10 protein-coding genes are annotated in these 14,891 nt (G+C 49.5%); 7 read left to right on the top strand and 3 right to left on the bottom strand.

Annotated elements, in window-relative coordinates; genetic code table 11:
- Nucleotides 1-31 precede the first annotated feature (31 nt).
- The 7 genes from gwsG to BUB18_RS25825 all read left to right on the top strand — a co-directional run bounded on the left by gwsG (nucleotide 32) and on the right by BUB18_RS25825 (nucleotide 9,880).
- Nucleotides 32-1,006 (top strand): grasp-with-spasm system ATP-grasp peptide maturase, encoded by a 975-nt coding sequence (gene gwsG / locus BUB18_RS25860; RefSeq protein WP_073086725.1) that lies wholly within the window; start codon nucleotides 32-34, stop codon nucleotides 1,004-1,006.
- Between the two features lie 58 nt (nucleotides 1,007-1,064).
- Nucleotides 1,065-1,244, top strand: a complete 180-nt coding sequence (locus BUB18_RS25855) for a hypothetical protein (protein ID WP_073086723.1) — start codon at nucleotides 1,065-1,067, stop codon at nucleotides 1,242-1,244.
- Between the two features lie 2 nt (nucleotides 1,245-1,246).
- Nucleotides 1,247-2,317 (top strand): grasp-with-spasm system SPASM domain peptide maturase, encoded by a 1,071-nt coding sequence (gwsS, locus tag BUB18_RS25850; protein ID WP_073086721.1) that lies wholly within the window; start codon nucleotides 1,247-1,249, stop codon nucleotides 2,315-2,317.
- A gap of 1 nt (nucleotide 2,318) precedes the next feature.
- Nucleotides 2,319-4,526 (top strand): peptidase domain-containing ABC transporter, encoded by a 2,208-nt coding sequence (locus BUB18_RS25845; RefSeq protein WP_073086719.1) that lies wholly within the window; start codon nucleotides 2,319-2,321, stop codon nucleotides 4,524-4,526.
- Complete coding sequence (locus tag BUB18_RS25840) at nucleotides 4,516-5,817, top strand: HlyD family secretion protein (RefSeq protein ID WP_073086717.1); 1,302 nt, start codon at nucleotides 4,516-4,518, stop codon at nucleotides 5,815-5,817. The genes BUB18_RS25845 and BUB18_RS25840 overlap by 11 nt, the downstream gene beginning before the upstream one ends.
- A 610-nt stretch (nucleotides 5,818-6,427) precedes the next feature.
- Nucleotides 6,428-7,750: a glycoside hydrolase family 28 protein gene (locus BUB18_RS25830; protein WP_073086713.1), complete on the top strand. Its 1,323-nt coding sequence runs from the start codon at nucleotides 6,428-6,430 to the stop codon at nucleotides 7,748-7,750.
- A 150-nt stretch (nucleotides 7,751-7,900) separates the two neighbouring features.
- The gene (locus BUB18_RS25825) at nucleotides 7,901-9,880 is read left to right on the top strand and encodes a hypothetical protein (protein WP_073086711.1); all 1,980 of its coding nucleotides are present in this window, start codon (nucleotides 7,901-7,903) and stop codon (nucleotides 9,878-9,880) included.
- Between the two features lie 71 nt (nucleotides 9,881-9,951).
- Here the strand turns inward: BUB18_RS25825 and BUB18_RS25820 are convergent, their stop codons facing one another.
- From BUB18_RS25820 to BUB18_RS25810, 3 genes are all read right to left on the bottom strand, one after another.
- Nucleotides 9,952-12,459 (bottom strand): zinc-dependent metalloprotease, encoded by a 2,508-nt coding sequence (locus BUB18_RS25820; protein WP_073086709.1) that lies wholly within the window; start codon nucleotides 12,457-12,459, stop codon nucleotides 9,952-9,954.
- 5 nt (nucleotides 12,460-12,464) lie between these two features.
- Complete coding sequence (locus tag BUB18_RS25815) at nucleotides 12,465-13,331, bottom strand: peroxiredoxin family protein (protein ID WP_073086707.1); 867 nt, start codon at nucleotides 13,329-13,331, stop codon at nucleotides 12,465-12,467.
- Nucleotides 13,332-13,418: 87 nt separating this feature from the next.
- Nucleotides 13,419-14,879: a PKD-like family lipoprotein gene (locus tag BUB18_RS25810; protein WP_073086705.1), complete on the bottom strand. Its 1,461-nt coding sequence runs from the start codon at nucleotides 14,877-14,879 to the stop codon at nucleotides 13,419-13,421.
- Nucleotides 14,880-14,891 lie beyond the last annotated feature (12 nt).

Here is a 14,891-nt window from a genome sequence, read left to right as displayed (position 1 = left end):
GCCGGTAGTGCTCTCTCAAAAAAACAATACCATGTCTGCTCAAATCCTCATCTTAAGCCAGTCACACCTGGAAGGCTCCACAGATCACGTATGCCAGTGGCTTTCGCACCTGCGGATACCTTTCCTGCGGTTAAACGGGGAAGATTTGTGCCAGCTGCAACGCCTGACCGACCTGCCGGCAAATGAAAATATTGCTGCCGTATGGTACCGCAGAAAGATACACAGCTTTCCGGCACAATACCAGCTGAAAAAAGCGGACTTCAACACGGAGTATACGCTTAAACGCTTCCTCATCGACGAATTCAACGGCCTTCATTCATACCTGTTTCACCTCATCGACCGCCACAAGTGGTTAAATGACCCCTTCACGGAAGATAGCCTCAATAAATTGCAGGTGCTCGCACTTGCCCGAAAATGCAGTATCCATACACCTTTCACCGAGGTTGTGACCACCAAAAAAGAAATTGAATCACTGTTGAACACCTACCCTGAAATCATTGTAAAACCAATCAGCGAATGTATTTTCCTGGAAGATGCAGCAGGTGGACAATATAAAATGCTCACCAAAACCATCCACCACGCTAATCTACACCTCGTGCCGGAAAATTTTTTTCCTTCTCTGGTACAGGAAAAAGTAGAGAAGAAATTTGAAATACGCGCGTTCTATCTCAATGGGGAATGGCACGCTATGGCCATCTTTTCCCAAAATAATCAAAAGACCCGCGAAGATTTCCGCAACTATGATACCGAACGGCCCAACAGAACCGTACCCTATCAACTACCGGCAACGCTGGAAGCTAAGCTGCACCAGCTCATGAAGCTGCTGCACTTCCGCACCGGCTCCGTGGACCTGATGGTAGATAAACAAGGGAATTATTATTTCCTGGAAATTAATCCGGAAGGGCAGTTTGGTATGGTGTCGTATCCGTGTAACTATTATCTGGAAAAAAAGCTGGCAATATTGCTAGGCGAATCCATTCAGGAATTAGAACCTGCAACCCTTTAACATGAACAGATTTTTCACCTGCCAAAGGCACGCGAAAAATCACTCAACCTAAACATCCATGAAAAAGAAATTCATCAGCAACCTGAAGGAGAAAAAAATGCTGCCGCTTTCACTCTACTTCCTGGATAAGAATAACGCACAGCCAGGGCGGCACATCATCAAATTCGAAAAGGCAAAATCATTGAACTCCGAAGGATTTGAACTCTTCAGCTATTATAAAACGATCTCCAAATTCTGACCATGGAATATTTTAATCTATATGCAAACTGCCAGCTCGTTACAGGTGCTAATATGTCGCTGCTGTGCGACCTGCAGATGCGCCGGTATTATCATATCCCCAACGATACAGCAGAAGTAATCACCTACCTGCAACAACATAGTATTGATGAATGCATCGCCTATTACGGGGAAGATAACCGAGAAGCCATCACCGGCTATATCGACTTCCTCCTCAGCAGGGAACTGGGCTTCACCGATACACAACACCTGCCGGAGCTGACCCCGCTCAGCCTCAGCTGGGACCGCTTTGGCGATATTACCAACGTAATCATCGAATACAACGAAGAGATAGACTATAATAGTGCTTTCTTCCGGGAACTGTTTAACCAACAGGTGCACGCCCTTGAAATCCGCTGCTACCAACACCTGCCCTTAGAAAAATTACGCAGCCTGCTGGAGCAATTCAACGGAACCACACTTAAATTTATCAAACTGGTGCTGCCATTCCACCTCACATTGGAACTGGCATCGCTGGACCAACTGGTAAAAAAATACCCGCGTGTAAAGTCAATTCTCGTACATACGTCACCGGTAGATAAAATGGAACGAATTTTCGCAGAATCCGTACCCGTGATCTTCTACAAAGGGAGCATCAACTCCTGCCTGGCATGCGGCGAAATCCGAACCAATTACTTTACCACCAACATCGAATTGTTTACCGAAAGTCAGCACCATAACACCTGCCTCAATCGCAAGCTCAGCATCGACCTGCAAGGCAATATCAAAAACTGCCCGTCGCTGCCGGAGAGCTATGGCCACGTGTCCACAGCTAACCTGCAGGAAGTGCTGGACAATAAAGACTTTCATAAATACGATAACATCCGCAAAGACGACATTAAAGTTTGTAAAGATTGTGAATTCAGGCATGTGTGCACCGACTGTCGCGCCTACCGGGAAGATCCCAATGATCTCTATTCCCGCCCGCTGAAATGCGGCTACGATCCGTATACCAACAACTGGGAAAACTGGTCGCAGCTCCCGATGAAACAGCAAGCCATCGCCTGTTATGGATTAACGGCATTAATCAATTGATATGAAGCTGAAAGCATTCCCTTTTTATATGCAGCCCGACAGGAAAGACTGTGGTCCTACCTGTATCAAGATCATCAGCCGCCATTACGGCCGGATGACGGACCTGGCGGCTATCCGCTCGCTGGCAGAAACCACGCGGGAAGGCAGCTCCCTGATGGGACTATCTGCAGCCGCGGAGGGATTAGGGTTTAAAACGCTGGCAGTAAAAATAGATTTCCTTACCCTCGTCGAAGACGTGCCACTGCCCTGCATCTGCCACTGGGGGCAGCAGCATTTCGTAGTAGTGTACGATATTAAGCAATCCGGTGCCAATACCACCATCCACGTATCTGATCCTGCATACGGCCTCATAAAATACACCAAACAGGAGTTTATCGACGGCTGGATAGGCCGTGGTAAAAAGGATAATGAGGAAGAAGGCATCGCCCTGTTATTGGAGCCTACCCCGGTTTTTTATGAAGCAGAGTCGGCAACGCCGCGCAGCCGGAAAAATTTTTCCTTCCTTTTCTCTTACTTCTTCCGATATAAAAAACTAATCGGACAGCTCTCCTTAGGCCTGCTCGCAGGCAGTTTACTATCGCTCATTTTCCCGTTCCTTACACAAAGTATTGTGGACATAGGCATCCAAAATCATGACCTCAACTTCATTTACCTGGTGCTGCTGGCACAGGTCATGCTGTTTTTAGGGAGAATGGGAATTGAGCTGACACGCAGCTGGATCCTGTTGCACCTCTCCAGCAGAATCAATATTTCCATTGTGTCGGACTTCTTCATCAAATTGATGAGGCTCCCGATCAGCTATTTCGATACCCGCATGACGGGCGATATTATGCAACGCATCAGTGATCACCAGCGTATCGAACAACTGTTGACCAACTCTTCGCTCAACACCTTGTTCTCCATGGTGAACCTGGTGATCTTCAGTGTGGTGCTGCTGATGTACGATTACCGCCTGTTCCTGATCTACCTGCTGGGGGCTGGTTTATCAGTAGCATGGATTTCCTTTTTTCTTAAGAAGAGAAGAGAGCTCGACTATAAACGATTTTCGCAGGTAGCCCAGGAGCAAAGTAAGGTGATAGAACTGGTGAATGGCATGCAGGAAATCAAAATGCATAACGCGGAAAAGCAAATGCGCTGGGGCTGGGAGTTTATGCAGGTAAAACTGTTTAAGATCCAGATTAAGGCATTGTCGCTCGAACAATGGCAAACCGTTGGCGCTAACTTTATTAACCAGGTAAAAGATATTTTTGTGAGCTTCCTTGCCGCTAAGCTGGTGCTGGACGGGAATATCACCCTGGGCATGATGCTCTCCGTGCAGTATATCATCGGTCAGCTCAACGGGCCACTGATTCAGTTGATGGACTTTGTGAAACAAGTGCAGGACGCTAAAATTTCCCTTGACCGCTTAGGTGAAATTCATGAAAAGCCGGATGAAGAACAGCCACACGTGCAAATAGCCGCTGACCTGCCGGAAAAGGATATTGCACTGGATAATGTCACCTTCCGCTACACAGGTGCCAATACACCGGTGTTCGAAAACCTGAGTCTCCGCATCCCGCACCGCAAAACTACCGCCATTGTAGGAGCCAGCGGTAGTGGTAAAACCACGCTGCTGAAACTGCTGATGAAATTTTATGAACCCGGAGAAGGTGATATCAGGATTGGAAACGTACAGTTGCAGCACGTTTCAGCGAGCTACTGGCGAAACCGCTGCGGAGTAGTAATGCAGGAAGGATATGTGTTTAATGACACCATCGCCAGAAATATTGCAGTAGGAGTAGATAATATCAATCGCAAACAATTGCGCGAAGCGGTGGAAGTAGCCTGCATCAAGGACTTTGTGGAGGGCCTGCCGCTGAGTTACAATTCTAAGATAGGCAATGAGGGCCTGGGTATCAGCGGCGGACAGAAACAGCGGCTATTTATTGCCCGCGCCGTATACAAAGCACCGGAATATATATTTTTCGATGAGGCCACCAGTGCGCTGGATGCCAATACCGAAAAGGCCATTATGGGCAACCTGGAGCAGTTCCTGAAAGGCAAAACGGCCGTAATCATTGCCCACCGGCTGTCTACCGTAAAAAATGCAGATAAAATCATTGTGCTGGACAAGGGCAAGGTAGTAGAGGAGGGGAGTCATGATGAACTGGTGGCGCTCCGGAAAGAATATTACAGACTCGTAAAAAATCAGCTGGAACTTGGAAACTAAAAAAGAAATACTGGACACGATACACCTGCATTCCGAAGGCGTGCAGGACATCCTCACGCAGCCACCCGGCTGGATGGTGCGTTTCGGGAATACAGTAATCTTCCTCATTTTGCTGCTCACTTTGGTGATGAGCTACCTGATCCGGTACCCGGAATTTATTCCGGCTACGGCACTGATATCTACCCAAAACCCGCCCGAAAAGCTGGAAGCAAGAACCAACACCCGGATCGAACAGATTTTTGTGGAAGATCACCAGCAGGTACATTCCGGCCAGCTGCTGATGGTGCTGGAATCCACCGCTGATTATCGCGATGTGATACGCCTGCGCCAGATCATCGATTCGCTGGATACCCATCATATAGCGCAGTTTCCCGTGGAGGTGGTGCGCTCGTTTAAACTCGGAGATATTCAGGGAGATTATAATGCCTTTGCCAAGGCAATGATTGATGAACAGCTTTACGCACGCCTGCAGCCCTACTCACCTGAGTACGCGGCCGCAGAAAAAGGCCTGTCTGAATCCCGTAGCCGCATCCGCAGTTTGCTGTTGCAGAAGAAACTGGAGCAAACGAAATATGAGGTGTCCAAACGGGAATTTGATCGTTACTCGGAACTGTTCAGGGAAAGAGTGGTATCTGCCTCAGAATTTAACCAGGAGAAACTTAAATTTTTGCAGGCAGAGCAAAACCTGGAAAATATCAACCTCACCATTTCGCAGCTCCAGGAAGGCATCGTAAGTATTGAACGAACCAGGAGCGGTGCGGCCATCAACGCACAAAAAGACCAGGTAAGCCTGTCGTCCCAAAGTACGCAGCTGTTTGAGCAACTGCGAAAATCCCTCAACGCCTGGGAGCAGAATTACCTGCTGCGCGCCTCTGGGGCCGGCGTGGTTAGCTTCCAGCAGCTGCTGGGCAACAGGCAGTATGTTAAAGCCGGGGATGTGCTGCTGTCGGTAATGCCGGTGGAAAATGCGCAGCCCATCGGGCGACTCAAACTCCCCGCTGTAAATTCCGGTAAGGTAAAAGAAGGTCAGAAAGTATTACTAAAGCTGGATAACTACCCTTACCAGGAGTTTGGTCTGGTAGAAGGTAAAGTCAAAAATATCACCAATGCACCGGATAAAGACGGGAATTACTTTGTAACAATCATGCTGCCCAATGGCCTCCAGACCTCCTACCACAGGACCTTGCCGTTCGATAAGGAGCTGAAGGGAAATGCAGAAGTGGTAACAGAAGATTTACGGTTAATAGAAAGATTTTTTTACCAGATGAGGCGGCTGCTAAGGTATGAGTAAATGTTTTTTGCAGGATGGTACAGGATAATGTTTTATACAAAGCATTGTATCTTACCCCAGCAACATTTTTCCATTCCGTGTGACTATACACAGGATGGTACAGGATAATGTTTCATTCAAAGCATTGTATCTTACCTCAGTAACATTTTTCCATTCCGCGTACCGGCACACAGGATGGTACGGGAAAATTTTCCATTCCGCGTACCGACACACAGGATGGTACAGGAACATTTTTCCATTCCGTGTACCGACACACAGGATGGTACAGGAACATTTTTCCATTCCGTGTACCGACACACAGGATGGTACAGGAACATTTTTCCATTCCGCGTACCGACACACAGGATGGTACAGCAACATTTTTCCATTCCGTGTACCGACACACAGGATGGTACAGGAACATTTTCCATTCCGTGTACCGACACACAGGATGGTACAGGAACATTTTTCCATTCCGCGTAGAGACGCCTCGCAGGCGTCTATTCGCATATATCTCCTCCTTTATCTTCTCGTCCATCATTCGAGATGATTATAACGGAGATATCAGCGAAGACCGGCTCGAATAGACGCCTGCGAGGCGTCTCTACACGGATTAACCGTATTCCGGATTATGAAACAACTGATAGTACTCTTTACCTGCGCCGCTTTAACCACCGACTACGGCTTTTCGCCGGCTGCATTACCGCTGCATCCAACTACTGAAACACAGAAAGTAAAACGATACCTCATCACTAACTACGGCGCTGTGGGCGACAGCACCACGCTCAATACCCGGGCGATACAGTCCGCCATCGATAAATGTGCTGCCAGCGGCGGCGGCATGGTGGTAATCCCTAAAGGCATTTTCCGCAGCGGCTCCCTCTTTCTGAAAAAAGGAGTGAACCTGGAAATACAGGAAGGCGCCGTGCTCAAAGGTTCTACTGACATCAACGATTATCCCAAAATCAATACCCGCATCGAAGGGCACTTCGAAATGTGGCGCGCTGCCCTCATCAATGCGGATGGTACTGATCACCTCCGTATAACGGGTACGGGCACACTGGACGGCAGCGGTGCTCCTTTCTGGAAAAGGTTCTGGGATGAACGTGCCAGAGATGGTAAAACCAAAAACCTGGATGTAGAACGCCCAAGGCTCATGCTGGTGCAAAATGCGAAAGATGTGCAGATCAGTGGCATCCATTTCCTCAACGCTGGTTTCTGGAACCTGCATATTTACAAATGCAGCAAGGTAGTAGTGAAAAACTGCAGCTTCATTGCGCCGGCAGTATCCAAGCCGGATAACCACGCGCCCAGCTCCGATGGCATTGATGTGGACAGCTCACAGGATGTACTGATAGCCGGCTGCTTCTTCTCCGTTGGGGACGACTGCATCGCCCTTAAAGGCAGCAAAGGCCCGTTTGCACTCAAGGACTTGAGCAGCCCGCCGGTAGAACGTATCACCATCACCGATTGCATCGTGGAAAAAGGCGGTGGACTGGTTACCTGCGGCAGCGAGGCAACTATTGTGAGAGATGTGGTAGTGAAAAACAGCATCACCCGCGGACCAACCGTATTGCGACTCAAACTGCGCCCGGATACTCCGCAGCAATATGAAAACATCCTGCTCGAAAATATTACCGTAGAAAACGGAGGCGCCATCTTTAAAGTATCGCCCTGGAGTCAGTACTTCGACCTGATGGGCCAGGAGCCGCCTGCCTCCACCGTGCGCAATGTGCAGATCAAAAATATTCACGGCAATGCACAAACGTGGGGTGAACTGTTTGGGCACGCCAGAGCTACCATCACGGATATACGCGTTTCAGATGCAAAGCTGCAATTAGCAGAACCTGGCCTGAAGCTGGGTAATGTGGAGGGACTTCGCTCCGAAAATGTGATAGTAAACGGCCAGCAGCTGCAACTCGCAGCGTTTAAACAGAATGTGGCAATTAAATAATTACAGGCAGCAGGGGAGCCATCCCCTGCTGCCTCCCATGTGAGCAATATTGTACTATTTCCAGATAATATCCATTCAATACCCCACCTGATTTCGGGTTAGCTTTGATTCCACATTAAATTCTACGGAAAACTTCAAAGCGAAGCCTTTATGAAAAAATTCTTATTGTTGCCACTCTGCTGGTTTACCCTTACCTGTGCGGCCCAACAGAGCAGGTGGAAAATTACGGGCAACCAGGCAATTGAATGGAAAATCAATCCGGCGGATACACCCCATAAGGACCAGCTTGAAATGAGCGGGAAACAAACTTCTGCCATCATCACCTACGGTACTGGCCCGCAGCAGCGCTTTTTTATAAAAAAACAGGTGATCTTTCCCATGCTGCGTACCATTCCCAATAAAACGCAGGCCAGCCTGAAATGGACCGTGGACGAAAAGAATACACCGGTGGTAGCCATCAACCATACGCCGGCAGTAGAAACTGTAACGGCTATTGGTTTCAATGGTATACTCACTGTTCACGCAAACCTCAGTTCGGATGTCACCCTCACCCGGCACCTGTTCCCATCCACCGATAAGGCGGCACTGCTGGAAGAATGCGTACTGGCCAATACAGGGAAATCCGCCATCCACATAAATATTCCGAATACTACCACCAGCGACAGCACCCAGGCGGAAAAAGGTGTTTATGGCGTATATATCCTGAGCACCACCGTATATGGCGCCGGCACCTACGACCTTCAGCCCGGTGAGATCGTGAAATACGCGATTGTATACAGCGGACGCAAAACCTGTGATCAGCCTTACGCCTTTTCAGCCGGATATGAACACCAGAAAAGAGCCGCACTCGCTGCCGGGCTTACACAAAACCTGGTGCTGGAAACACCGGACCCGGTGCTCAACAATATGTTTGCATTCGCTAAACTGCGCGTAACCGAAAGTATTTATGATACCAAAGGAGGCCTCATGCATGGCCCTGGCGGTGGCGCCTACTATGCCGCCATCTGGGCCAACGACCAGGCCGAATATGCCAACCCTTTCTTTCCTTTCCTCGGTAATATTGAAGGGAATGAATCCGCCATGAACAGCTTTCGCTGGTTTGCCAGCTACATGAACCCGGAATATAAACCTATACCCAGCTCCATCATCTCTGAGGGGACAGGTAAATGGAACGGCGCCGGCGACCGCGGTGATCAGGCCATGATAGCCTATGGTGCCTCCCGCTTTGCGTTGGCATACGCCGATCCGTATGAAGCAAAACAACTCTGGCCCCTGATCGATTGGTGCCTGGAGTTTCTAAGGAGAAAGAAAACCAGCGAAGGAGTTATCCAATCCGACTCCGATGAACTGGAAGGACGCTTCCCCGCTGGTAAAATCAATCTTTCCACGAATGCACTTACCTACGGAGCACTGATCAGCGCTGCGGACCTGGCCCTCGCCCTGCACAACCCGGCTAAAGCAAAATCACTTAACGCAGAAGCTGCGGCCCTGCAAATCAGCATAGAAAAATATTTCGGCAGTAACGTACAGGGATATGATACGTACCGTTATTTCGACGGTAACGACAAGCTCCGCGCCTGGATTGGCATTCCGCTCACCATGGGCATCTTTGACCGGAAAGAAGGTACGCTCAAAGCCATGTATTCCCCTTACCTCTGGACCTACAACGGCATGCTTACAGAAGCAGGCTCTAAAACTTTCTGGGACAGAGCATTGCTCTATGGCCTCCGTGGCACCTTCAATGCCGGCGCTACCGACAGTGCCGCCAGATACCTGCAGGATTACTCACGTAAACGCCTGCTCGGAGAACACGTGCCCTATGCCATTGAAGCATGGCCGGAAGGAGATCAACGCCACCTGGCGGCTGAAAGTGGCCTGTACTGCCGCATTGTAACTGAAGGCTTGTTCGGTATCAGGGTAACAGGATTTAATACCTTTCAGTGCCAGCCCAGCCTGCCACAGGGATGGCAAAAAATGGCACTCAGGCATATACGTGCTTTCAATGATGATGTAGACATCACGGCAGAACGAAAAGGGAAAGCGGTACTGATCACGGTTAAACAAGGGAATGGAAAAGTGCAGCAACTATCGTGGAATGGAAAACAGCCAGTAGATATCACACTTAAATAAGCATTAATAAAAAAGGTTGCAGGTAAATACCTGCAACCGATTCTTCGTTTTTGCTTATGAGAATTAAGGACTTATTTTGTTTCCTGCTCTTTACCAGATAGTATCATTGTAATCCTGCTTTCCATATCCTGCAGGTGATATTTTGAAATACCCGATTGCAGGGGAATCGCCTTACGGATATCTCCCCGGAGGGTTACCAGCTGCGCACGCACCAGTGTAGAGGCATCGTTGCCGGTAGGGTCGGGGTTTACATAAATCTGCGTGCCATTACCATTGTTCCGCATTACAATCTCATTCACCTGTTTAAAGGCTTTTTTCGACTGCTCCACGTATAGCTTCTGCAGGTTGCGGCGGTACAGGTCTATGGGTTTATTATTGTACAGCTCCGTCCAGATGCCGGTACGCAGATCATCTAACATTTCAATGGCCGAATATGTTTTCATGCCCTTGTTCATGGCCGCATCACGGGTTAGCGTCATAATTGTGCCGGAGGCCATCAGGCGGGAGAGGATGTTATTTTGTCCTGCGGAGATGTAATTGGCTCCGTCAGTACCGGTAAGCGCGGTCAGGGTGTCGTTGATCAGCCACATAGGGGTGGTCAGCAGGTAGTCCTGCAGGAATTTCATCGCTTCCTTCTGTTGCTGATAAGGCACCGGCGAAAGCTGTACGCCCGGCTGTTCCACGCTTTTAAAAGTCTGGTAGCCGCCACCTACGCTCTTCATCACCTGGGCTCCAAGCAGGATATATTGTCGCAGCACCGTTTCGTACATGGTTTTCAGGTTATCATAGCCTTCGTTAGGTACGCGGGTCCACGTGCTCAGCTGCGGCAGCACGCGTTGCAGGTTTTTAATCCCGTACTTCGCCGCCAGCACGTTGTTGTCACCCAGGTCTTCACTCTGACTGCGTGGGTCGGAAGCAGCGAATTCGTTGCCGAAAAACAGGCGGTGGTTGGCAGCCAGACTATCAATCACCAGTTTATTCAGAAAAGCCACTTCTTCATTGGGCGATTTGTATTGCGGATACCAGCGGTAACCGAATTGTATAGCCCATCTGTCGTATTCGCCGATACGAGGGAAAATCCCTTTCTCACCAATGTTATCTTCCGGTTGCGCTACCCAGTTGAACCGGGCATAGTCCATGATAGATGGAGTGTGGCCATTGGCTTCCACCCAGGCCTTGTTACGCAGCTTTTCTACCGGTACGGTGGAGCTGGAGCCGAAGTTATGTGCCAAACCGAGGGTGTGTCCTACTTCATGACTGGATACAAACCGGATCAGTTGCCCCATCAGCTCATCGTCGAATTCCATTTTGCGGGCACGGGCATCCAGTGGGCCCGCCTGCACCATGTACCAGTTGCGTACCAGCTGCATGATGTTGTGATACCAGTTGATATGTGATTCAATGATCTCGCCGCTGCGCGGGTCATGCACATGCGGGCCGCTGGCGTTGGCAATGGTAGAAGGTTTGTATACAATCACACTGTGGCGCGCATCGTCAATACTCCAGGTGGAATCGTTTTCCGGCGCCGGCAAGGCTTTTATTGCATTTTTAAACCCGGCCTGTTCAAATGCTTTCTGCCAGTCGTTTACGCCGGCAATAAGGTAAGGTACCCATTTTTTTGGGGTAGCAGGATCAATATAGTAGATAATCGGTTGCTTAGGCTCTACCAGCTCGCCGTGTTTGTATTTCTCCACATCTTCCGGCTTTGGTTCCAGTCGCCAACGGGTTATCAGGTAGCGTGCTTTTACGCCTTGCGGGTCTGCATCAAAGTCTACATACCCCCTGGCAAAAAATCCTACGCGTGCATCCGCATAGCGTGCCTGCATGGGCTCTTTGGGCAGCAATACCATGGAGCTGTTCAACTCATAAGTTTCCGGGATGGTAGCTCCTGGTTGTGCGCCGGTGGAAAGATAGCTGCGCAGGGTGCGGACCTCGATATTCATCGGGAAGGCTTTGATTCCGGTGATGAAGGATTTATCCGATTGTACAGCCCCGATTTTCAGCGCGGTTTTTACCTGCGGACCAAAGTGGAAAATTTCATTTTCGGTATTGAGGATGTCCGTCACGTCGATGACGGTGGCATTTGCCGCTTTGTTATATGCCTTTACCGGGAATACGGCTGCGATAGGCTCCAGGTTGGAGTTGATCACAGCACGGAACATTCCGTTTTCGGTAGAGTCGCAGGAACGCTCCTGGAAGCGCATTTCTTTCAGCAGGATTTTATCATCCTGGCCTTTATCGAAATGGATTACATTTTCAGCGATCTGATCGCCGGCGTAGCCGGTCATGTTAGGGCGCGGATTGGTGGCGGCTTTGCCGATGCGGTTTACCACCAGGATGGCACGTGTAAGCATACTGTCCGGAATCTCAAAGTAGTAACGGCCATTGAGGTAATGTACGTTAAACATGCCGGCATAGGTTTTTGCTTTGGCAGTGATTACCTGGTCATAAGGCTTAATGGCCGCTGGTACTGTGTCCGTCTTTTTCGCGCTGCTGTCGGCAGGAGGTGTTTTCTTTTGTGCGTTTGCACCGGCGCCGATAGCCAGCAAGGTAGCAAAGGCGATGTTGAATTTAAGCATGGGTTCTATTTAAGTAATTCTTGTAGTTGCTGTGATAATGCCTCGCCGCGGAGGTCTTTGGCAATGATTTTTCCTTTCGGATCAATGAGGAAATTTTGTGGGATAGACCGCACCATATATTTTTTCCCTACCTCGCTGTCCCAGTATTTCAGGTCGGAAACATGCTGCCAGGTGAGCCCGTCTTTTTCAATTGCCTTGATCCAGTCAGCCCGCTTGCCAACCTGGTCCAGTGATACCGACAATATCTCAAAGTTCTTGTGCCGGAAGGTGTTGTAAGCTTTTACCACTACCGGGTTTTCTTCGCGGCAAGGCCCGCACCAGCTGGCCCAGAAGTCCACCAGCACGTACTTACCCCGGTAATCACTGAGCTGCACTAACTTGCCGCTGGTATCTGTCGAGGCAAAGGCTGGTGCCGTTGCACCTACCCGCACGGCCATGTATTTTTCAATCAGTGCCGCAGTGCTCTTACCCGCTTCGCTCTTGCGGACGTTTTTTTGCAGGCCCATGAACAGCGCTTTGTAGCTGCTGATGTCATCCGGCAATGGGCCAATCACATCTTTCAAAGCTTCCAGGCTTACCATGTAATCCGGATGTTGTTGAATAAAATCGATCTCCTTCGCTTTGCGAGCCTGCTTCAGCAGTTTCATCTGGTAGCGCCATTCGCCGAGGCCGATGGTGTCGTAGTGGCCCTTTGCTTTTTGTGCATCATAATAGTTTTGTTGGCAGGTGGCCAGTTGCTGATCAGCGGCTGCGAGGAAGGCGGTTAGCTCCTGCTTTTGTGCGGAGAGTATAGCCGTCTCCGTTACTTGTTGCTGAGCCATCACGCTGCTACCGAGTGTGCAGGCGAGGGCTGCCAGGAGTGTACTTTTCATGGTATGTAAATAAGTTTGATGGCATGAAATCCCCTGTACCAGTGGTGTACACCGGTACAGGAGGGGTTGCTATATTGTTTGATGGTTTTAGAAAACGCGGCTGCCTACACCTTTTTCCATGTAGATGATCGTGTTGATACGGCCTGTTCCTTCAAAGGAAGGCTGCGCCAGTGGTTGTATGGTGCCAATGGAGCTGATCTTATGCAGCCATACCTTATAACGGCCATCCTTATACGTGGCAATGGCCAGGTAGTCGGTGGTATACACCACATTAGTGGCCGGCACCGGATATTTGATATGCTGGATGTCCGTTACTACCTCACCTTCCGGCAGGGTTACCTGTAAGCGCTCCGTAGCTGTGGTTACATCAGTCAGGTAAATCGCGTTGCCAACGGCATAGTAGATATAGTCCGAATCATAATTTCCTGCAATCTTGCTGGCTTTCATCAGTCCGTGTGTAGGAGCGAGCGTATCCCGTTTCATGATCAGCGAATCACTACCCAGCAGGAAGCCATAGAGTGTGTTCAGCTTGTACAGCATACCCCGCTGGTCAGGCAGTCTGAACAGGGTGAGTGCCACACTGCGCGGACCCGGATAGCCACCCATCCACAGCAGGTCTGCAGTCATGTTTTTAAGATTGTCCCCGTTTTTGGCCAGCGCCGCATAGGCGGCACCGTTATAGCAGAAGATGGATTTAGTTTTAATATCCCAACCCAGGTCCATAGCCCCTACCACCGCCAGTGGCGAAGGGGTGTAGGTTTGCGGCAGGTTGGTAAACAGTGCACCTTTGGTCATGCAATAAGCCTTATTGTCGTTGATCAGCATCAGGTTGCCGGATGGCATCGGCTGAAACACATTCTGAGGGTTGCGATTGGCGGGTTTTGAAAAGAACATGCTGTCGAAACCATATACCTGTGCGCCATTGCTCACGCGGTAAATAGCGGCATCATTTTCGGAGAGTACCACCAGGCCGCCAAACAGGTCGGGAGAAGTGAGCGTGGTACGCAGTTCCCCGCTGAATAAACCTTTCACCGCATTTCCATCCAGGCTCTTACCGTTGTTAAAGGCAATCCAGTTATCAATCCTGCCGGTTTTATAAATGAAGTCCACATCTGTTTTCCCGTTATTGTCTTTAATGAGATACCAGCCATTCTCATTCCGCGTGGACACGTTAAAGATAATTTCCTTCCCTTTCACCACGCCGGTGCGCTTATCCTTCACATTAAAGATCAGGTAGTACTGACCTGGATCAAGCTTCACCGGGAGTTCCAGGTTTTTGGTAAATGCCAGCGTATCAGTTTTGTTCCTGTTACCATAGAGAGATACAAAGTTCGCACTGATATTGGTCCAGTAATAGTCGTAAGTATTTTCACTGGCCACGGCAGGGCTCAGGCGCAGCGTATCCTGGTGGGTGTACAGGTTAATGGTATCCGGAACACCGGCTACATCGAACGCCGGCAATTGCTGTGTAACACCGGTGCTTTTATCTTTTGTACAGCCAATGGCCAGCAGGCCAAGCAGTCCTATGAATATATTAATTCGTTTCATGTGATTGTTGGT

The sequence above is a fragment of the Chitinophaga jiangningensis genome, assembly GCF_900142605.1.
Taxonomy (GTDB): Bacteria; Bacteroidota; Bacteroidia; order Chitinophagales; family Chitinophagaceae; genus Chitinophaga; species Chitinophaga jiangningensis.
Note: the sequence above shows the minus strand (reverse complement) of the source record. Positions and strands in the feature narration are given on the sequence as shown.